The sequence below is a fragment of the Pseudomonas sp. LBUM1668 genome (assembly GCF_059695715.1).
The window spans coordinates 2,988,414-3,008,899 of sequence record NZ_CP166787.1 but is presented as its reverse complement, the minus strand read 5'-3'; the positions used below and the strand labels follow the sequence as shown (position 1 = coordinate 3,008,899).

The 20,486-nt window shown below is 58.2% G+C and carries 18 protein-coding genes and 1 riboswitch; of the genes, 5 read left to right on the top strand and 13 right to left on the bottom strand.

Features of this window, described 5'->3' with window-relative positions; genetic code table 11:
- Window positions 1-16 precede the first annotated feature (16 nt).
- Window positions 17-994: a GlxA family transcriptional regulator gene (locus ACA061_RS13530; protein ID WP_191626454.1), complete on the bottom strand. Its 978-nt coding sequence runs from the start codon at window positions 992-994 to the stop codon at window positions 17-19.
- Window positions 995-1,206: 212 nt separating this feature from the next.
- Here ACA061_RS13530 and ACA061_RS13525 point away from each other — a divergent pair, with 212 nt between their 5' ends.
- Window positions 1,207-2,097 carry an MBL fold metallo-hydrolase gene (locus ACA061_RS13525; RefSeq protein WP_497301900.1) on the top strand — a complete coding sequence of 297 codons (891 nt, stop codon included), beginning with the start codon at window positions 1,207-1,209 and terminating at the stop codon, window positions 2,095-2,097.
- Between the two features lie 69 nt (window positions 2,098-2,166).
- Here ACA061_RS13525 and ACA061_RS13520 read toward each other — a convergent pair whose 3' ends face one another.
- The 6 genes from ACA061_RS13520 to ACA061_RS13495 form a co-directional block, all read right to left on the bottom strand.
- Window positions 2,167-2,604 (bottom strand): SRPBCC family protein, encoded by a 438-nt coding sequence (locus ACA061_RS13520; protein ID WP_497301899.1) that lies wholly within the window; start codon window positions 2,602-2,604, stop codon window positions 2,167-2,169.
- 65 nt (window positions 2,605-2,669) lie between these two features.
- The gene (locus tag ACA061_RS13515) at window positions 2,670-3,056 is read right to left on the bottom strand and encodes a nuclear transport factor 2 family protein (RefSeq protein WP_150615644.1); all 387 of its coding nucleotides are present in this window, start codon (window positions 3,054-3,056) and stop codon (window positions 2,670-2,672) included.
- A gap of 74 nt (window positions 3,057-3,130) precedes the next feature.
- Window positions 3,131-3,874: an SDR family oxidoreductase gene (locus ACA061_RS13510; RefSeq protein ID WP_497301898.1), complete on the bottom strand. Its 744-nt coding sequence runs from the start codon at window positions 3,872-3,874 to the stop codon at window positions 3,131-3,133.
- 59 nt (window positions 3,875-3,933) lie between these two features.
- Entirely contained in the window at window positions 3,934-5,037 is a 1,104-nt protein-coding gene (locus ACA061_RS13505) for an alkene reductase (protein ID WP_497301897.1), read from the bottom strand.
- A 90-nt stretch (window positions 5,038-5,127) separates the two neighbouring features.
- Window positions 5,128-6,408, bottom strand: coding sequence for a cation:dicarboxylate symporter family transporter (locus tag ACA061_RS13500; protein WP_497301934.1), 1,281 nt, complete (start codon window positions 6,406-6,408; stop codon window positions 5,128-5,130).
- Window positions 6,409-6,521: 113 nt separating this feature from the next.
- Complete coding sequence (locus ACA061_RS13495) at window positions 6,522-6,947, bottom strand: VOC family protein (protein ID WP_497301896.1); 426 nt, start codon at window positions 6,945-6,947, stop codon at window positions 6,522-6,524.
- Window positions 6,948-7,103: 156 nt separating this feature from the next.
- On the opposite strand from ACA061_RS13495, the gene ACA061_RS13490 reads away from it, so the two are divergent.
- Window positions 7,104-7,982 carry a LysR family transcriptional regulator gene (locus ACA061_RS13490; protein WP_150603472.1) on the top strand — a complete coding sequence of 293 codons (879 nt, stop codon included), beginning with the start codon at window positions 7,104-7,106 and terminating at the stop codon, window positions 7,980-7,982.
- Window positions 7,983-8,001: 19 nt separating this feature from the next.
- Here ACA061_RS13490 and ACA061_RS13485 read toward each other — a convergent pair whose 3' ends face one another.
- The 3 genes from ACA061_RS13485 to ACA061_RS13475 all read right to left on the bottom strand — a co-directional run bounded on the left by ACA061_RS13485 (window position 8,002) and on the right by ACA061_RS13475 (window position 15,280).
- Window positions 8,002-12,381, bottom strand: a complete 4,380-nt coding sequence (locus ACA061_RS13485) for a response regulator (protein ID WP_497301894.1) — start codon at window positions 12,379-12,381, stop codon at window positions 8,002-8,004.
- A gap of 41 nt (window positions 12,382-12,422) precedes the next feature.
- On the bottom strand, window positions 12,423-13,580 hold the full coding sequence (locus ACA061_RS13480; protein ID WP_150615650.1) for an HD-GYP domain-containing protein: 1,158 nt from the start codon (window positions 13,578-13,580) through the stop codon (window positions 12,423-12,425).
- Window positions 13,581-13,774: 194 nt separating this feature from the next.
- Entirely contained in the window at window positions 13,775-15,280 is a 1,506-nt protein-coding gene (locus tag ACA061_RS13475) for a GGDEF domain-containing protein (RefSeq protein WP_150615651.1), read from the bottom strand.
- A 248-nt stretch (window positions 15,281-15,528) separates the two neighbouring features.
- A riboswitch (cobalamin riboswitch) is annotated at window positions 15,529-15,721 on the top strand.
- A 144-nt stretch (window positions 15,722-15,865) separates the two neighbouring features.
- Between ACA061_RS13475 and ACA061_RS13470 the strand changes: the two genes are divergently transcribed.
- The 3 genes from ACA061_RS13470 to ACA061_RS13460 are packed head-to-tail and all read left to right on the top strand — an operon-like array spanning window position 15,866 to window position 18,680.
- The gene (locus tag ACA061_RS13470; RefSeq protein WP_497301892.1) at window positions 15,866-16,879 is read left to right on the top strand and encodes an ABC transporter substrate-binding protein; all 1,014 of its coding nucleotides are present in this window, start codon (window positions 15,866-15,868) and stop codon (window positions 16,877-16,879) included.
- Complete coding sequence (locus ACA061_RS13465) at window positions 16,876-17,892, top strand: FecCD family ABC transporter permease (RefSeq protein WP_150603467.1); 1,017 nt, start codon at window positions 16,876-16,878, stop codon at window positions 17,890-17,892. Before ACA061_RS13470 ends, ACA061_RS13465 begins: the two co-directional genes overlap by 4 nt.
- Window positions 17,889-18,680, top strand: a complete 792-nt coding sequence (locus ACA061_RS13460; RefSeq protein WP_150615653.1) for an ABC transporter ATP-binding protein — start codon at window positions 17,889-17,891, stop codon at window positions 18,678-18,680. Before ACA061_RS13465 ends, ACA061_RS13460 begins: the two co-directional genes overlap by 4 nt.
- Before the next feature lie 4 nt (window positions 18,681-18,684).
- Here ACA061_RS13460 and ACA061_RS13455 read toward each other — a convergent pair whose 3' ends face one another.
- The 3 genes from ACA061_RS13455 to ACA061_RS13445 all read right to left on the bottom strand — a co-directional run bounded on the left by ACA061_RS13455 (window position 18,685) and on the right by ACA061_RS13445 (window position 20,469).
- Window positions 18,685-19,185 carry a GNAT family N-acetyltransferase gene (locus ACA061_RS13455; protein WP_224796299.1) on the bottom strand — a complete coding sequence of 167 codons (501 nt, stop codon included), beginning with the start codon at window positions 19,183-19,185 and terminating at the stop codon, window positions 18,685-18,687.
- 25 nt (window positions 19,186-19,210) lie between these two features.
- Window positions 19,211-19,459 (bottom strand): hypothetical protein, encoded by a 249-nt coding sequence (locus ACA061_RS13450; RefSeq protein WP_497301891.1) that lies wholly within the window; start codon window positions 19,457-19,459, stop codon window positions 19,211-19,213.
- Between the two features lie 98 nt (window positions 19,460-19,557).
- Window positions 19,558-20,469 carry a ZIP family metal transporter gene (locus tag ACA061_RS13445; protein WP_497301890.1) on the bottom strand — a complete coding sequence of 304 codons (912 nt, stop codon included), beginning with the start codon at window positions 20,467-20,469 and terminating at the stop codon, window positions 19,558-19,560.
- Window positions 20,470-20,486: the final 17 nt, after the last annotated feature.

Sequence of the window (20,486 nt, the reverse complement as noted above, 5' to 3'; positions counted from 1 at the left end):
GTCAGCAAGATCTACATCATTGGTGACGGCGTGGACTCATCTCGCGAAAAAACGTACGCCGATATTCAGAAGGCGAAGTGCCGAGATGAGCGGCAAATTGCTTGCGCAACGATAAGGGTGTGCCAAAACCTGCCTCACCGGCAACGCATTCGACAGGCAGCTCAGTCGTTTCCAGAAGTTCTTGCGCTCTGACAACGCGCTCGGCGTTCAACCATTTCGAGACGGTACTGCCGGTCGCTTCCCTGAATCGCCGAGTAAATGTGCGCCTGCTCATTTTTGCCATGTCCGCTAGCACGTCGAGCGACAGATCACTGGCCAGGTTCTTTCGCGCCCACACCAATACATCAGACAAATGAGTTTCGCTAGGGAGTTGTGGGACAGGATGTTCTACGTACTGAGCCTGACCGCCCTGCCGGTGTGGAGGCGTCACCAGCATCTTCGCGGTGCGATTCGCGATATCAGCACCAAGGCGTTCGCGAACCAGATGAAGACAACAATCGATGGCTGCTACGGTTCCCGCCGAGGTCATGATATTGCCGGCACTGACATAGAGCACTTCGGGCCTGAAACGCACTAGGGGAAAACGCCGGGCAAACTCGTCTCGGGCAGCCCAGTGTGTGGTGGCTTCTTTGCCATCAAGCAACCCGGCATCGCCGAGCACGAAGGCTCCCAGACACAACCCGACAATGAGTTTTTCCTGGGCATTGGCGCGCTGCAAGGCTTTCACAAGCTGCTCTGTCGCCACCACCGATTGATCGCCCCACGCCGGAATCACGATTACATCGGATGCCTCCATCAGTTCCAGGCCATGAGTGACCTTCAGGCCAATGCCTTGGTCGCTACTGACCATTCCCGGCGTTTCTGCGCAGTAATTGATCTCGTACTGTGGTTCACCGGGTGCCGACTGAGCAGTGCCCAATACCATTCCCGGCACAGAAAGATGGAACAGGCTGACGCCATTAAAGGCGAGAACAGCAACGCGTATGGATTGCATCAGACAGCCTCAGACCGTTGCTGGTTGGCTTCTATCCATCGCACACGGGGAGGATGGACGACCGTGACCATGGAATATCGACCTCCCCTGGAATCTTCAGGGGACGCTGATCGACTGGCCCGATTATATCGAAGTATGTCACTCAGGCCACTGTCAGGTTTGGGGGGGGTCGGCAAGAATGGTGTTCTCGATGTATCAACAGGATTAACCACATGAACTTCAGAACTCTTCCGCTCGCCCTCAGTATCGCTTGCGCAGCGGCCGCGACACCGGCCTTTGCCGGCTCAAACGCCCCCAAGGCGCCGGATGCAGCCCATAAAGTGGACTTGCAGCAAGTGCGTAACGCAACGGTGAAAATCACCTACGGCGGCACGACCTTCCTGATCGATCCAATGCTGGCCAAGAAGGGAGCCTACCCAGGATTTGAAAATACCTACCGCAGCAATCTGCGCAATCCGCTGGTGGATCTGACCGAGTCGCCGGCAGACGTTATTGCCGGTGTCGACGCTGTCATCGTCACGCATACGCATCTTGACCACTGGGACGATGCCGCACAGAAAGCGCTGCCAAAAGACATCCCTTTATTTGCTCAGCATGAAGAGGATGCGCAGTTGATTCGCTCGCAAGGTTTCAAGAACGTGCGCGTACTGACTGATGAGGCTGAGTTCGGCGGCGTCAAAATCACCAAGACTGGCGGACAGCATGGCACCGACGAAATGTATGCCGTACCAGCCCTCGCGAAACCGTTGGGCGAAGCCATGGGCGTGGTTTTCCAAGCGCCTGGCTACAAGACCCTGTACCTCGCCGGTGACACTATCTGGCGTAAAGAAGTTGACCAGACCATCGAAAAATATCACCCCGAAGTCATCGTGCTTAACGCTGGCAAAGCCAAAATGACCGGCTACGAGGGCGCGATCATCATGGGTAAGGAGGACGTTCTGCGTGCTTCAAAGGCCGCGAAAAACGCGAAAATCGTCGCTGTGCACATGGACGCAATCAATCACATGTCCCTGACCCGTGAAGCGTTGCGCACCTATGTCAAAAAGCAGGGTATCGAGAGTCGCGTAGATATCCCGGAAGACGGCGCTTCACTGGAGTTCTGACATAAACCCTCTAACGTAAATGCATAATTGTTGAATTGTCGGGGCCCTGCGGGGCCCTTGCTTCAAGCATCACTGAACCAGAAACGCCTGCATCCCCTCGTGGCCATCAACGATCAGGTTCCGAATCAACGCCTGATAGTGCTCGGCGGTATTCGGTTCTTGCAGATCGAAACTTGCAGACCAGGTGACGAGGGTTCTGTTCTGCCCCGTCAAAGCCACCAAGCGAACCGATGCCACATAGTTGTCGAGAGGCAGCGGCGCTTGCTCAAAACGGTAGGCCAGCGTTAACGCGCGGTCATCGACTGACAACAACCGCTCCGTGACCACTGCGCCATCAGCCAGCGTGAGTTTGCGCACGCAACCCACTAACCCGTCAGGCCCGCCGCTTTCGATGTTGCTTTGAACAATCGCGGGATGCCATTGGTGAATCTCGCCAAACTTCTTCACCACGCTCCAGACGCGTTGTGCCTCGCTGTCCATGACCGCGGAAAATTCAACCATCGGCATTGTATAGATCCTCAAAAAGATAACTGGCCGATCCCGGCATCAAGCGAGCCGGGACCGGTCGACATTTACACGTCGAACTGGTGATACACCTTGGCGATAACCTTCCAGACGCCGTTGATTTTGATCAGGGTCAGGTAGTCGTTGTAGTCAGCGCCGATCGCGTCCTTTTCCATATCAACGCGCACTACCGCAGTCGTTGGAGTAATCGCCAACACGTCGAGTCGAGTGGTGATATCCGGCGCAGCGCCGTTCTTTTGCACGAAATCAAACAGGTTTTTAATCGGACCGCCGAGCAGTTCGCCATTGGTGAAGCCGTACATCACGGCGTCTTTATGGAAGGCTTGGGCAACGCTATCAGCGCTACCGACCCGCAGACCTTCGACGTACTGACTGGCAGTGGCGATGACCGCGTTGTAATCAGCGGTCGGTACGGCTTTGATGTTTGTAGACATGACGTTTTCCTTTCTGTGATGGAGCGGTCCAGCGTTCTGATCTGAAGCGCTGGAGGGAAGGTTCGGCCCAGGCGTCACCAATCCTGACGAGTGGGCGAGATGACCAGGTCGTTGACGGTTACGTTTTCAGGCTGGTTGAGTGCGTAAATGACGGCTCGGGCGATATCGTCGGGCGCGATGGCAATCTTGTTGAGCGCCTGAGCGGCCTTGCGCCCTTCTGGATCACTGACCTTGTCTGCCCAGCCGGTATTGATGACTCCGGGGCTGACCGTGTTGACGCGGATGCCGTGCTGAACGCCCAGTTCCTTGCGCATCGATTCGGTCATGGCCTGGACAAAGAATTTGGTGGCGCTGTACACGCCTGCCGCTGGCCCGACCTGATGGCCGGCAACGGAATCCATATTGAGGATCTGGCCGGACTTGTGCGCCAGCATCAACGGCAGCACCGCGGCGATTGAGTTGAGATAGCCTTTGATGTTCACGTCGATCATCTTTTCCCAATCCTGCACGGCCAGATCGACCCAGTTGGAAAAAAGCATCAGCCCGGCGTTGTTCACCAGAATGTCGACGGTGCCGTAGGTTTGCTGGGCAAACCTGGCGAGTGCCTGGGTTTGATCCGGCTGGGTCACGTCAGTGGTGAAAGCAACCACCTCATTGCCAGCTTCGCGCAGTGGCGCGACGAAGGACTCCAGACCCTTTTCATCCAGTGCGGCAGCAACCACACGCACGCCTTGTGCAGCCAGCGCACGGGTGGTTGCCGCGCCAATACCAGACGATGCGCCGGTGACGATGGCGACTTTGTTTTGCAGATAATTCATGTTCTTTGCCTCTTTGCGGTGAATGCTGTTGCACCGTGCTTGATGCGCAAGGTTGCTATTCAGACGCTAGCGGTAGGCCAATCGATGTAGCCTTTGGCGCCTCCGCCGTAGTAACTCTCGCGTGGGGCGATGGTCAGCTCGATACCGCGGCGCAAGCGCTCTACCAGATCCGGGTTGGAAATAAACAAACGACCAAATGCCACTGCATCGATCCGGCCTTGGGCCCGACGCTCGAGCGCCATTTGCAGGTCGTAGTTGTTGTTGCCAATGAACGCGCCTTCAAACTGCGCACTCAGAGCGTCCAGGTCCACGCCTTCGGGGACCGTGCGGGATGTGGCAGTAGCGCCTTCAACGAAATGCAGGTAGGCCAGATCGAATTGATTGAGCTGCTGAATCAGGTAACCGTAAGTCGCCATGACGTTGCTGTCGGGGGGCGTATTCCCCGCATCGGGTGTTACTGGCGAAAGGCGAATACCGACCCGGTCGCTGCCCCAGATCGAAACCACGGCCTCGGTGACTTCCAGCGTCAGTCGAGCGCGGTTTTCGATTGAGCCGCCGTAGCGGTCAGTGCGCTGATTGGTCGAGTCGCGCAGGAACTGATCGAGCAGATAGCTGTTGGCCGAATGCACTTCCACACCATCGAACCCTGCCCGCTTGGCATTCTGCGCAGCCCGTTTGTATTGCTCGATGATCCCCGGGATCTCCGAAGTCTCCAGCGCGCGAGGCATCGACACCTCGACAAAGCCTTTTTCGGTGTATGTGCTGCCTTCAGCCTTGATTGCCGAAGGTGCTACAGGCGCGGCGCCGTCAGGCTGCAACTCGACACTGGAAAAACGCCCGACGTGCCACAACTGGCTGACGATTTTGCCGCCGGCCGCGTGCACGGCGTCCGTGACTTTTTTCCACCCGGCGACCTGCTCTTGCGACCAGATACCCGGCGTCATGGCATAGCCGCGCCCCTGAGCAGAAATGTTCGTCGCTTCGGCGATGATCAAGCCTGCGCTGGCGCGCTGGGCGTAATAAGTGGCGTGCATCTCATTCGGTACACCGTCGTCAGCCATTCGGCTACGTGTCACGGGGGCCATGACAATGCGATTAGCCAATTGCAGCGCGCCCATGTTCGTGGGCGAAAAAAGGTCAGTGTCAAAAGCTGTATCAGTCATAAAATCTCCAGACCAATAGACCGGTCGTCTAGTTAATAAGTAAAAAAAAGCCCCAATGCCAGCAGGCGCTTACTCGTGATAAGTGCTGTTTCAAAGGCGGCTGTTTATCGCATGGTTGGCCGCAGCTGCTGGTTGAGTGCGTGAAGGCTCCAGTGCAACCCTCTCCCACTTGGCGATCACCAGCGGTGCGATGGCGTTGCCCAATACGTTCAGCGTGGTGGTGCCGCTGTCGATAATCCTGAAAATACCGGCGATCAACGCCACGCCCTCTAATGGCAGCCCGGCAGACGCCAATGTTGCGGACAAGATGATGATGGCAAAACCTGGCACCCCTGCCGCGCCCTTCGACGTCAGCACCATCGTCACCACCAGCAAAATCTGTTGAGACAGCGACAGGTCGATGCCGTAGAGCTGCGCCACAAAGATTGTCGCCACCCCAAGGAAAATCGATGCGCCATCCAGATTAAACGCATAACCCACCGGCACCACGAAGCTGACGATCCGCCGCGGCACGCCATAGTTCTCCAGGCGGGTCATCAACTGCGGCATGACGGCGGCTGAGGCGGCACTCGAAAACGCCAGAATCAACTCATTACGGAAGTAGCGGATCAACTTGAAAATATTTTCACCAATCAAGTAGCAGATACCGCCGAGTATCACTAACGCGAAGGCAATCAGCGCCAGATAAACCACCCCGATCAACTTGAGCAAGGGCAACAGCGAAGCAAAGCCAAAGGTCGCGACAGTGGCACCAATCATGCCGAACACGCCGATGGGCGCGTAGGCCATGACGATCGAGACAACCTTGAACATCGCATCCGAAATACTCTGTACAACCGCGATTGCCGGCGCACTTTTTTCTCTCGGCAGCGCATTCAATGCCAGACCAAACAGCACGGCGAAAAACAATACTGACAGCAGCTTGGCTTCCGACATTGCCACCAATACGTTGTCAGGCACGATGTTCTGCAAAATCACCAACGCGCCTTTGGACGGCTCCATGCTGATCGCCGCCGTACTGTGCGAAATACCGGAAATGTCGGTGCCTTTACCCGGCTCGAAGACGTTGGCGAAGCACAAGCCAATCACAATGGCCAATGCGGTAATCGCAAAAAAATACCCCAGCGACTTGATACCCATACGGCCAAACGACTTGTTATCGCCACCGCCGGCAATGCCCAAAATCATGCAACAGAACACGATCGGTACAACCACCATCTTCATCATCTTGATAAAGATGTCACCGAGCGGTTTGAGAATCTCCACGCTCACCCAAGTTTGATACTGCGGATGCGTATTGAAGTACCAACCGACAAGCACGCCAAGCAACAGCCCGGCAACGATTTGCCACACCAAGGGAATACGTTTCATGTCTAGCCTTCTTGTTGGAATGAAAGGTCTGCGTCTATTCGCAGTTGCTAGAGTCATGAGCTTCCAGCTCACTTGAGATCAAATGGCACAACGCCGTTGTGCCATCAGCGTTGTTACTTGGCGAAGAGCTGGCTCATGTCCTTGAAGGCCTTGAATTCGAGTGCATTGCCGCAAGGATCAAACAGGAACATGGTGGCTTGCTCACCGACCTGCCCTTTAAAGCGAATGTACGGCTCGATCACGAACTCGGTACCAAACGACTTCAGACGCTCGGCCAGTGCTTCCCATTGCTCCCAACCCAAAATGATGCCGAAGTGCGGAACCGGAACGTCGTGCCCGTCGACCGGGTTGCTATGCACGCTTTCCTGGGAAGCGGTTTTTGGATGCTCGTGAATCACCAATTGGTGACCGTAAAAATCAAAATCGACCCACTGGGTGCTGGAGCGCCCTTCTTCAAGACCAAAAATTTCACCATAAAAGGTGCGCGCAGCAGCCAGATCGTAGACGGGGATTGCGAGATGGAATGGCGAGAGGCTCATCAGAACTCCAGTGATATTTTTTGTTGGTTGGCGAACATTCCCACCGTCATTGGCTCTCTGGGTTCAGCCGTTGCCGGGGATGGGAAACATCCTAGGGCGGAAAACCAAACATAAAAATCAATATATATTTCTCAGAAACACAATTAATATTTGTGAATGATCAAAGAACTCAAGACACTTATCGCCGTGGCGCGCGAAGGCACGTTTGCCGCAGCCGGCAACAAGATCGGCCTGACGCAGGCCGCCGTGAGCGCGCAGATCCAACGCCTGGAGGCTGAACTCGGCTTCGAGATTTTCGACAGGAAAGGCCGCTCGGCCCATCTCAACAAAATGGGTCACCAGATACTCCTGCAAGCGCAGGAGCTGCTCAGGCTTTACGAGAATCTGGGCTCCACGACGGCAGGACAACCGGCAAGCGTGCTGGTCAACATTGGCGCCATCGCGTCGGTGCAGCGTTCCTGTTTGCCTGATGCGTTGGCCAGGTTTCACCAACAATGTCCGCAGTGCCGCACTCGTGTTATTCCGGGACTGTCGATGGAGTTGGTAAACCTCGTTGACGCCGGCGAGATCGACATGGCCGCCATCATCCGCCCGCCCTTCTCGCTTCAGAGTGACCTGCGCTGGACGACGCTGGCGCTTGAACCCTACCGTCTGATCGTGCCCCGCGAAGTGGAGGGAGACGACTGGTCGGAGCTGCTGTCCAGCCAGCCATTCATTCGCTACGACCGATCATCTTTCGGCGGCAGGCAAGTGGACCGTTTTCTGCGGCAGATGCATTTCACCCTGCATGAAGTCTGCGAACTGGATGAGCTGGAGGCCATCATCAAACTGGTCGAAAACGGCGTGGGGGTTGCGCTGGTACCGCAGACAACACCCAAGCCGGAATGGCCGGCAGGCGTTCGCGCAATTGACCTGGGCCCCCACACCTTCCACCGCGATATCGGGCTTGTTCATCGTTCTCGCCGAAGCTTTACCGAACCGGTGCGGATTCTCGCGGAGCTGATCAGCGATCAATTCAAGGGTGGCTTGACCTGACGCCCTCTCCCGGCAAAACCTACCCCTCCTGCAAGAGTTCCAGAGCACGATCAAAGTCGAACAGTTCCACCTGCTCGGCAACCAGCGCCAGACGTTCTGCCAGTACCCGAGCGAGTGGCATGTGGCGAAGTTCGGCAACTGCGTCCAGTGCCGCGGTGTCACCTTGTACCAAAAGATCTTTGAGACTGTTCAGTCGCTCACTGATTTCTGACCCGACCAGCACACCATCATCTATTGATGCCGGGGCGTTTGCGGTCAGGTTGGCCAGCGCCGCCAAGGTCGGGAGCAAGCAATTTTCGACCTGCGCCGCCAGCTTTCGCAGCACGCTAGCAGACTCGCCGTTGTGGCAGGCCTGTTCCAGCAGCGCGCAAGCCTGGGCCACGGCCATGGCGCCGATGTTGCCGGCACTGCCGCGCAAACTGTGCGCCAGTCGTTCGGTGGCGCCAGGATCGAGGTCGTCGAGTGCGGCCTCGAATTGCTCGGCGAAGCCTGCCTGAGTGTCGCGAAACTTGCACAGCAGACGTAAATAAAGGTCTCGCCGCTGCATGCAGGTGGCTAAACCGGCCGCCACATCAATACCCTCGATACGGTCTGGCAACCGATCCGACAGCGTTGCATTCAGCGATGCAAGAGCTGCCCGTGGACTGATCCATTTTGCCAATGTGGCGAACATGGCCTCGACATTGAGTGGCTTGGATATATGGTCATTCATACCACTGTTCAGCGCTCGCTCGCGGTCACCGTCCATTGCGTTGGCGGTCATGGCGATTACCGGTAAAGCGTTGAAGCGCGGCTGCTGGCGGATTTTCCGGGTCGCGGTGTAGCCGTCCATAACCGGCATCTGGCAAACCATCAGCACGCCATCGAAGTCGTCATCCTCGGCCAGGATGTCCAGCGCCTCTTGGCCGTGCCTGGCGAGTCGCAGTCGCATTCCGGCACTCTCCAGCAGCTCGCAGGCGAGTTCCTGATTCAAGTCGTTGTCCTCGACCAGCAGCACCCGCGCACCCTTCAAGCTGTCTACGGTGCTGGCGTTGAGTTGGGCGCGTTCGCCAGCCCGAGTATCGCCGTTCAGGCCTTTTCCCAGCACCATACCAATGGCTTCCAGCAAAGAGGACGGTGTGACGGGCTTGGTCAACACCACCGGCAACTGGATACCCTGTCGGTCGGCTTCCTCGCAAGCCTCTTCGCGGCCAAAGGCAGTGACCATGATCACCGATGGCGTATGCAACAGGCTGGCGGAATGCATTCTGCTCACCGCTTCCATGCCATCCATGCCGGGCATCCGCCAGTCCATCAGGACCAGATCGTACGGCAGCGCCTTGAGTTCGGCGTCGCCGAGCATGCGCAGGGCCAGACTACCGGACTGCGCGACGTCCACTTCCAGACCAAAGCTGCGAGCCATACCCGAGAGGATTTCACGGGCACTGGCGTTATCATCCACGACCAGTACCCGCAGCCCCATCAGTTCGCCGGCCTTGAACATTCGGCGCGGCTGAGCGTCTTGCTGCACACCGAGCTGCACCTGAAAATGAAACGTGGAGCCGACTCCAGGCTCACTTTCGACCCAAATGCGGCCGGCCATCAGTTCCACCAGCTTCCTGGATATAGACAAGCCCAGCCCGGTGCCACCGTACTTGCGGGTAATCGAGCTGTCAGCCTGACTGAACGACTGAAACAGGCGTGAACACTGCTCGACTGTCATGCCTATGCCCGTGTCGCGCACCCAGAAATGCAGCTCCACGCGCTCGTTGTGCATACTGACTTTTTCCACGCCGACCACAAGCTCACCGCGCTCGGTGAATTTGGCGGCGTTGTTACCCAGATTGATCAGCACCTGGCCAAGACGAAGGGGATCTCCGAGCAGTGCAGTGGGCAGGTCGGGCGGGATCTGGAACAGCAGCTCCAGGCCCTTGTCTTCGGTTTTCAGGCCAATCATGGCCGCGAAGCTGTCGAGTACGTCCTCCAGGCGAAACGGGAGTTGTTCGAGGCTCATCCTGCCAGCCTCGATCTTGGAGAAATCGAGGATGTCGTTGATGATCCCCAGCAGGTTCTCCGCCGATCGGTGTACCTTTTCAATGTAGTTGCGCTGGCGCTTATCAAGTTCGGTACGCAACGCCAAGTGGCTCATGCCGATGATGGCGTTCATCGGCGTTCGGATCTCATGACTCATGTTGGCGAGAAACTCGCTCTTGGCCCGCGTGGCCTCCTCGGCCACTGCCCTCGCCTCTGCCAGCGCAGTCACGTCGATGTTGATACCGGTCGCGCGTAACGGCTTACCGTCAGGGGTGCGTGAGAAGCGGTTGAGCGATCGGAATGTGCGCACCTTTCCATCGTTTTTACGCACGATGCGCAAGTCGAACTCGACGCGATCATCGCCCCGCTGGACGGCGCTCTCGAATGTGCTGCTGACGCGCGCTACGTCATCGGGATGGACCAGCGCCTTCCAGTGCTCCAGCGTGCCGCCGAATGCGCCAGTCTCCAGACCGAACAGGCTTTCGAGCTGGGGCGTCCAGTAATTTGTACCGCTGACCAGATCAACGTCGAACAAGCCGATGTCGCCAGCCTCTTGCGCCAGATTCAGGCGATCGCTGGCAGTGCGCAGTTTCGCCTCCATCGCCCTGCGCTCACTCACGTCACGCACCGACGCGCAAACGCAGACGCCGCGGCCCTCCAGGCGAGGCAAATGGGACAGGCCGATTTCCACGGAGAACAGGCTGCCGTCTTTGCGCACGCCGCTCAGGTCACCGAGGTCGCCGCCCATCTGCCGGGTTCCGCCGCTGGCAATGAAGCCGTCGCGCAATCCAACATGCCGCTGGCGTGCAGCCTGCGGCACCAGACGCTCAATGCTGGCGCCGATCAGCTCGCCTTGTTCATAACCAAACAGCGTGTCCATTTGTGGATTGGTCATCAGAATGCGGCCGTCGGCCCCCAGTACCAACATGCCATCCGGTGCCGCCTCGATAATGCCGCGATACCAGGCCTCGGTAGCACGCAGTGCCGTCTGCTGGGCTTCAAGTTCTCTGGCCTGGTGTTCCAGCAGTAAAGTTTGCGCACCCATTTCGTCCGCCTGGCGACGAGTTTCCAGCAGCAGTGCCCGAGCCGCCTCACTGCGCTCCATAATGGCCATGGCACCGGCCAGCCTGGGCAGCACTTCCTGCAAGAGCAACGCCTGATTTTCTTCCAGCGGTCGAAAGCCGGCCATTTCCAGAACGCCGAGCAAGCGCTCACCCCGCAACACCGGCTGAACCAACAGATGGGTGGCGGGGGCTGTACCCAATTGCGCGCGCACATGCCAGAACCGTTCAGGCAGATCGTCGAGCTGGCGAGGTTGGTGATCCAGTGCACACTGGCCGAGCAATCCTTCACCGAGTTCAACCTCAGTCGACAGAGGCTGCTGACTGTCGACCGCGTAGCCGCCGACCAACCGAAGACGTGACGCGCCCTCATAGAGGACATACAAAGCCCCTTGGCACATGCCCAACTGTGGCGCGATACGGCTGAAAAAAGCCTGCGCCAACTGTTGTGGCGTCTCTGCCTGTTGCAGATCCACTTGCAGCAGCGAGGCGTGGGCTTTGACCCAGCGCTGTCGCTCAAGCTGACGAGCCTCCAGTTGCAGCGTGGCAATGGCACGCGCCAGGTCGCCGGTTTCGTTGCGAAGATCGGTGTGAGGAATCTGACCGTCCAGCTTGCCGCAAGCCAACTCGTCAACCGCCACGCGCACCCGGTTGAGCGGCACGCGAATGGATTGACTGACCAGCCAGGTCAAGAGCAAGGCCAGCGTCGAACCGCCCAGCAGCAAGACATAAGTGATCGTGCTGCTTCGCTGTGCATACTCAACCTGACTCTTCGCCATATCGTGGATGTCGGCTTCCTTGTTTTTCTGTATCTGAGTGAGCAACTCGTCGCCTCCCTGTTCCAGCGCGAGAAAATCCTTACTGTTGAGTAATGTCAGGGCCTGACCAAGGGAGCCCTTGCCGGCGAACTCCAGTGCTTCATCGCCGTCTTTTTGCAGACGCCGCAACACCACTTCGAACTCCAACAGGCTGTTGAGACTGCTCTGTCGTCGCAGTGTCGGTCGAAGCTGCTCCAGAGCATCGAGCAGGCGTTTCTGGGCGACGGCCATCTGGGCTCTGGCGCTGATCCGGATGTCTGCGTTGTTGGTAGCGATTGCGCGCTGCATTGCCAGCAATAGATGCGGCAACTGCACCCGGACTTCCTGCACATGCTGGATACCGACCAGATCCTGTTGGTACAACTGCTGCATTTCGTACCTGAGCGAATACTGGGTGCGCAGGCTTTGCACACCCAGTACGAGGCTCAACATCAGCAGTGCGGCGAAGCCGATGATCAATTTATTGCGCAGGGACAGGCGCTCGAGCAGCTCGAACAGTCTGTTCATATACGGCCTCGTTCAGCTTGATGTGCAGTGATGCCAAGGGCTCAGGAGTGGTCAGCGTTTTGCTCAAGCAAGGCCAACTGCCTCGCCATGTCGTGGTCGCTGTCGATGAAGCGCAGTGCGATTTCACGGAACTGCTCGGCATTGGCCAGAAACGCGTCGCAGATGTCCGGATCGAAATGCGAACCGCGGCCTTCGCGGATAATCTCGACTGCCTGTTCATGGGGCATGCCGGGCTTGTACACGCGACGACTGATCAGCGCATCGTAGACATCCGCCAGGGCCATCAAACGGGCGCTGATCGGTATGTCGTCGGCGGCCAGCCCTTGCGGATAACCACTGCCATCCCACTTTTCCTGATGGCCGTAGGCGATTTCCTTGGCCAGATGAAGGAAGTCGACTTTGATTCCTAACTGATCCTCGGCGTGCTGGATCGCATCGCGCCCCAGTGTGGTGTGGGTCTTCATGATCTCGAACTCTTGCGCAGTAAGACGTCCCGGCTTGAGCAGGATGCGATCAGCGATACCAATCTTGCCTATATCGTGCAGCGGTGCTGATTTGAATAGCAGCTTGATGGTTTCCTCATCGAGGAAGTGCCGGAAGCGCGGATGCTCACGCAGCAGTTCGGCCAGCAATCTTACGTAGTGTTGAGTACGGCGAATGTGGTTGCCGGTTTCGTTGTCGCGGGTTTCGGCCAGCGATGCCATGGCGTGAATAGTGACGTCCTGGATGGCGATCACCTCCCGGGTCCGGCGCTGCACTTCCTGCTCGAGGAATTCATTCTGATTGCGCAGGAAGTCTGCCGCCGACTTGAGCTTGATCTGAGTCTCGACCCTGGCCAACAGCACGGGGGGGATTATCGGCTTGGTGATGTAATCCGCAGCCCCCAGACTCAAACCGCGAATCTCGTACTCTGTCGCAACCATGGAAGTCAGGAAAATGATCGGAATATGGCGAGTACGGTGGTCACCCTTGAGCTGCTCGGCAACGTCATACCCGGACAGGCCGGGCATCATGATGTCCAGCAGGATCAGGTCGGGAAGCGGATCGCTTTGCAGAAGACGCAGTGCTTTCTCGCCGCTGTTGGCTGCCTTGATCCGATATTTGTCCTTGAGCAACTCGGCGATCAGCATCAGGTTGTCGGGGGTGTCGTCCACCACCAGGACGGTTGCTGATGGATACAGGTCCTGCACGCTGTCCATGAATGTCGGCTCCCTTTCGTGACCAGTAACGAGTGGGCGCGCTGACGCCGTTCTCTTGCTGGCAAGCGTAGCTAGAAAAACTGCAATCGCTAGAGGAAGTCGCAGGCTCGTGAGAAGGTGCTTTTGTCGGTAGCAAAACACGAATGCTTGAAGAGGCCCTTTGATGCCGTGCCAGACCTAAAGGCGATCGCCTGTCACGACCCACCCCTTACATACTGATTCCGACCCCGGGCCTTGGCGTTGTACAGCGCCTGATCGGCTACCTCGATCAAACCTTGCAGGTGATCCAGTTCCAGCCCCGTGGCTGTCGCAATCCCGATGCTGACACTGACGCGTCCGAGCGGGCTGGCGTTGTGCGGGATGTTTGCTTGCTGCAAGCGGTCGATGATCAGTTGCGCCACGACTGCGGCACCTTCGATGTCGGTGTCCGGCATGATCACGCCCATCTCTTCACCGCCATATCGAGCCACCAGGTCTGAGGGGCGCCGCACACATTCGTCCAGGATTCTGCCAACGGTTTGCAGACAGGCGTCTCCGGCAACATGTCCGAGTGAGTCGTTGAACAGCTTGAAGTGGTCGATATCGATCATCAGCAATGCCAACGTCGTGCCGTCACGTCGTGCGCGCCGGGCTTCCATGGCGAGGCTTTGATCAAAGCAGCGTCGATTGGCCAGACCGGTCAGGGCGTCTTTCATCGCCAGCAACTCCAGCTGCCGATTGGTTGAGAGCAACTGCTGCTGGGTGCCTCGCAACTGATCTTCGGCTTTGGTACGCCGACGGATATCCAGAATCAGGAACCAGCCAATGAGGCCCGTGAGCCCCAGCAGCCCGGTGACCACCACCGCCGACAACAATGCCTCCGTACGCCACGCGGCGAGGGCTTCGCGCTTGCCGAGTGCGACCGTCGTTATCAACGGCAGCCGGTCACTCTTGCGGAAGGCGTAGAGCCGCTCCACACCATCCAGGCTGGAGGTAAACGACGCGGTGCCGACTGATCGATCCACAAGATACTTGGCATAGATGGGCGATTTGGAAAAGTTGCGGCCCATGTCCTGCTCGCGGAATGGATAACGAACCAGCAACGTACCATCGGTGTAAGACAACCCGATGGCGCCCTCCTGCCCCACGTCGATCTTTCCGAACAACCGAAGAAAGTTTTCGACGCCCAAGGTGACCGCCACCACCCCGGCAAACTCTCCGCGCGCATCATTGAAGCGGCGGCTGACGGTGATCACCCATTCCTGATTCGAACGGCTCTGGATAGGCGGACCGATAAAGGTCTCACGGCTGGGATCGTCTCGATGATGAATGAAATAGGTCCGATCGCTGCTATTCGCCCCGGCCGGAATCGGTCGATTGGAGGACATCAGCCAGCGTCCCTGATTGTCGTAAATCGTGATGCCGCTGAGCTGTGGCATCAATGGTTCCTGGCGGATGATCAATGCACTCAGCCGCTGAATCTGCGCGGGGCCGCTACCTTCTATTTCCAGACGCTCGACAAGCCCGAGTAAAAGCAGCGAGCTCTGGCGGACAATCCCCTCGGAGTAGGTAGACAGCGCCTGGGTCAGGTTCAAGCCGTGGACATCCACTTCCTCCAGTGCCCGATCTCGAGAGGCCAATACTTTCCAGACCGTCAATGACGCCAGAGAGCAACCGATCACGAACAGCAAAAGCACAACCAGGTGCGAATCACGCTTCACGTTATTACCTTAAGGAAAGTCCGGTTTTCCGTTCCCGCGACTATTGGGTCAGGGCAATAGCTGGGGCCATTCGTCCTCTTGTAACGCAAGGATACAAGTTGCGCTGAATCGTTGCAGTAACTGAATAGGTGGCGGAAAAGTGCTTTGCGTAAAAGTATATGAATGGTCTGTTGTTACCACCGCCCTCCTGCTGGCGCTGCCCCACGCCTTGAGCTAGCACGCCCGTTCGCCTCAACCGCCACGATCGGATACCATGCCGCCCGCCGGTTTCCAATTGGGATTAATAGGGAATCCGTGATGCGCCCCGCGCATCAAACGGAACTGCCCCCGCAACTGTAGATGCCGAGCCTGCTTCTGAACTGCCACTGGGATTGCTCCCGGGAAGGCTGAAGCAGGCGACGACGCATCAGTCAGGAGACCTGCCGGCCAAGCAACAATCACTAACCGGCGGGGTGTCCGGGAAGGACATCCTTGTGCGCGCGTCACTTCGGTGATCGGCCTGGCACTGCTTTCAAGGCAGCGTAAGCGATGTGTTTCCAGAACCTGCACCCTGGCTCCGTGTACGGTTCAAATGGAGATTGCATCATGCTGTTGCCTCGTTTTGTCGCCCTCGTCGTTGGCCTGGGTGTTAGCGCCCTCGCCCATGCTGCACCGACGCAGTACCCCCTGACGATTGAAAACTGCGGCAGCACGCTGACGTTCGCGCAGGCCCCGGCGCGCGCGGTGACAATCGGCCAGGCCGGCACGGAAATGCTCTTCGCCCTCGGACTGGGCGAAAAAATCGTCGGCACTTCGCTGTGGTTCAACGATGTGCTGCCTCAATACAAGGCGCAAAACGACAACATCGAGCGCTTGGCCGATAACGAACCGAGTTTCGAATCGGTGATCGCCAAGCGCCCGCAACTGGTGGCTGTGGAGCTGGAATGGATGGTCGGGCCGCAAGGCGCGGTCGGCACCCGCGAACAGTTTCACGAACTGAAGATTCCGACGTATCTGATGCCGTCTGACTGCGAGGCCAAGGACAATCTGGTCGGTGCCGACGGCACGCGTCTGGCGCCGTTTCGCATCGATAGCGTCTATAAAAGCATCACCCAGTTCGGTGAGATTTTTGATGTCCAGGCGCGCGCTCAACAGTTGAACGCAGACCTCAAGGCGAGCCTCGCCAACTCGATTGCCATGGCGAATGACAAGAACTCGAAAGACATCAGCGCACTGGTCTGGTTTTCCAGTGCCAGTCTGGATATCGACCCGTACGTCGCCGGACACAAGGGCGTTCCAGACTTCATGCTCAACACGCTGGGCGTGCGCAACGTCGTGGAGTCCGATGAAGAATGGCCAACTGTCGGCTGGGAAACCATCGCCAAAGCCAACCCGACGTTCCTGGTCATCGCGCGCATGGATCGTCGGCGCTTCCCGGCTGACGACTACCTGAAGAAACTGGAATTCCTGCGCAACGATCCCGTAACCCGCAACATGGACGCGGTGAAAAACAACCGCATCATCATTCTCGACGCCATGGCCATGCAGGCCAGCATGCGCACGTTCGACGGCATCGCCGCACTGGCGAGCGCCATCAACGGCTACGACCTGTCCAAATGACCGCGACGTTGATACGCACCCTGTTGGCACTGGCCATCCTGCTTTTAGCGGTGATTGCCGGTGTGGCCATTGGTGAGACGACCATTGATCCCATCGTGGTGTTTCAGGTGCTGGCCAACAAACTGTGGGCGGCCGGTTATGTGCTTGATCCGATCGACGAAGGCATTGTCTGGAACTATCGCCTGACTCGCGCGCTGGTGGCTGCCGCTTGCGGCGCAGGCCTGGCGACTTGCGGGGTGATTCTGCAATCGCTGCTGCGCAACCCGTTGGCCGATCCGTATCTGCTCGGCATTTCCGCTGGTGCCTCGACGGGCGCGGTGATGGTCGCGTTGCTGGGTTTCGGTGCCGGGGCGATTTCCATGTCAGTTGGTGCGTTTGGCGGCGCTGTTGTGGCGTTCGCCGTGGTGGTTTTGCTCGGCCGCGCCGCTGGCTCACCGGGTAATACCGGCCAGATCATTTTGGCGGGGATCGCCGGTTCGCAACTGTTCAATGCGCTCACGGCATTTCTGATCACCAAGTCGGCCAGCTCCGAACAGGCACGCGGCATCATGTTCTGGATGCTCGGCAATCTCAGCGGCGTGCGCTGGCCATCGGTGTGGCTGGCGGTGCCGGTGGCGGTCATCGGGCTCGTTGTGTGCCTGTGGCATCGGCGTGCGCTGGACGCGTTTACCTTCGGCGTCGACTCAGCGGCATCGCTCGGGATTCCGGTGCGGCGCGTGCAATTGCTGTTGATCAGTTGTGCCGCATTGGTGACGGCTGTGATGGTGTCGATTGTCGGCTCGATTGGTTTCGTGGGTTTGGTGATTCCCCACGCTGTAAGGCTTTTGCTCGGCACTCGACACACGCGTCTGCTGCCCGCGAGTGCACTGGGTGGCGCGGTGTTTTTGATTGCCGCTGATGTGCTGTCGCGCACGCTGATCAAAGGCCAGGTGATCCCGGTCGGCGTGATTACCGCGCTGGTCGGTGCGCCAGTGTTCGCGTTGATCCTGATCGGCCGGAGGAATGCCCGATGAATGCGCTGTCCCCGGTGGTCGGCGAATCGGTGCTGCGTTGCTGCGGCCTCGGCTTTGATATCCGCGATGCGCGGTTGCTGCACGAGATTGATCTGGACATCCGTCGCGGCGAAACCCTTGGCCTTGTCGGCCCCAACGGTTCTGGCAAATCCACTTTGCTGAAATTGCTCTGCGGCGTACGCACGCCCAGTCGTGGCGACATCCATCTCCACGGCCAGCGGTTGAAGACGCTGTCGCGCCGAACCATCGCGCAAACGCTGGCGGTGGTTGAGCAGCAGGCGGACACCCTCGACGCGATCAGCGTGTTTGATGCCGTGGCGCTGGGTCGAACGCCATGGCTGTCGGCGCTCAGTCCGTGGTCTGCCGAGGACGATGGCATTATCGATCAGGCCTTGCGCGATGTTGACGCGACGCATCTGCGCAATCGCTCCTGGCGCAGCCTTTCCGGTGGCGAGCGCCAGCGTGTGCACATCGCGCGCGCCCTCGCCCAGCGCCCGCAAATCCTGCTGCTGGACGAACCCACCAACCACCTGGATATCCAGCATCAACTGTCTATTTTGAATGTGGTTCAAGCGTTGCCGGTGACCACGGTGATTGCCCTGCACGACCTCAATCAAGCACTGACTTGTGATCGATTGGCCGTACTGGAAAAGGGTCGCCTGGTCGCCCTCGGCAAACCACTTGAGGTGTTGACCCCGCAACGCCTGCTCGACACGTTCGGGGTGCATGCCCATTACCTGACCGACCCTTTCGACGGCGCGCAGATCCTGCGATTGCGCTCTTCCTGATCCGTCAGTTCTGAATTCGGCAATCCATATGAGTCGTCTGCCAGACCGGGTCGGGATCGACGTTGATCACCTGAAAACCGCGTTTCAGCCAGAAATTGATCGCACCCGGCAAGAACGGATGCGTGTGCAGGTAGATCACGTCGACTCCGGCGTCTTCGGCTGATGATTTCAACGTCTGGTAAAGCTCACTGGCCAATCCTGAGCGTCTGTACTCGGGAATGACAAACAGCCGCACCACTTCCACGACCTCGAGTTGCTGATAGTCGAGGTGTTCGAAGCGCTGGTCATAGGGTAAATAACCGATCGCGGCGACGATGCGGCCTTCATTACGGGCGACCAGAAAACGTCCGGCGCCACTGATGTAAGTCTCTTCAAAATTCGCCAGATCTGGCGGGGTTCCTGTGGCGCTCAGCTTCGGAAAAAGCTCAGCGCGAGCCTGCATGACGAAGTCGATGACCTCGGCAATCTCTGACCGGGTCACGGCCTCGATGTTGAATGTGGACACATAATCTCCATAGTTGATAACCACTTTACCGATAGTCATCCCCAGATACCGCGCGCAGCCAGGCTTGATCAGCTTCGAGACGCAACACCCGCCACTCTTCGAAAGTGATTTTCCCCAAGCGGTCCAGTTCATCGGCACGGCGGATCAGCTCTTCGTGATAGCCGTCCGGGTTATCCCGACGCAACGTCACATCGTCAAACGCCGCGTGCCAACGATCCAGTGCGGCGAGTTTTTTGACTTCGGTATCGCTCAGCAGATTCTTGTAGGCATTCATGGCACGGATCCCCCGTTGCGAGGCTTTAAACGGTAGTAAGGCCCTCTCAGCAACGGACGCAACACTCAGGCCAGGAGTTCAAACCGGACGATGAGCGACTAGCCCAGCGCCGTGTCGAGAAACATCATTACCCCGAAGCCCAACATGAGCCCAAGCGTCGCCGGTGTTTCATGGCCGTTACGGTGCGTTTCGGGAATCACTTCGTGGGACACCACAAATATCATCGCGCCGGCGGCAAGCCCCAGTGCAATCGGGTAACCCAGCGCGAAGCTACTGGAAATGCCCAGACCGACGACCGCACCGAGTGGCTCCATCAAGCCGGATGCAATGGCGATCATCGCCGCGCGCAGTGCTGAAATACCGGTCACCCGCAAGGCCAGCGCCACCGCCAGACCTTCGGGAATGTCCTGGATGGCAATCGCTGTGGTCAGCGGCAGGCCGACCTGCATATCGCCATTGGCGAAACTGACGCCGATGGCCATGCCTTCCGGCAAGTTGTGCAAGGTAATCGCCAGGACGAACAACCAGACCCGGTTGATGCGCTCGACTTCCGGCCCGCGCCGACCGCTCTCGGCATGTTCGTGAGGGACAAATCGGTCGAGTCCGATCATCAACGCCACCCCCAGTCCCAATCCCAACACGACGATGCCCGCAGCCAGCATCGGGTTGCCGCTAAGCTCTCGAGCGGCTTCGATCCCGGGAAGAATCAATGAAAACGAACTGGCGGCGAGCATCATGCCGGCGGCAAAGCCGAGCATGGTGTCCTGCGTGCGCGCCGAGATGTCGCGCAGCGCAATGGCTGCCACGGCGCCCAGCGCGGTCGCACCAAATCCGGAAAGTCCACCCAGTACGGCGAGTTGCAAGTTAGCGCGGTCGGTATTTACCAACGCACCGTAGCCACTGACCAGCAACAGCACTGCCACCCCTGCCAGTACCAGCCAAAACATCATGCCCATCCAGCGCCGGTTTGACGCTTGAGTCGGCCTTGCAGACGCAACAGGTTGCGACATTGCTCCTCCTGATTTTT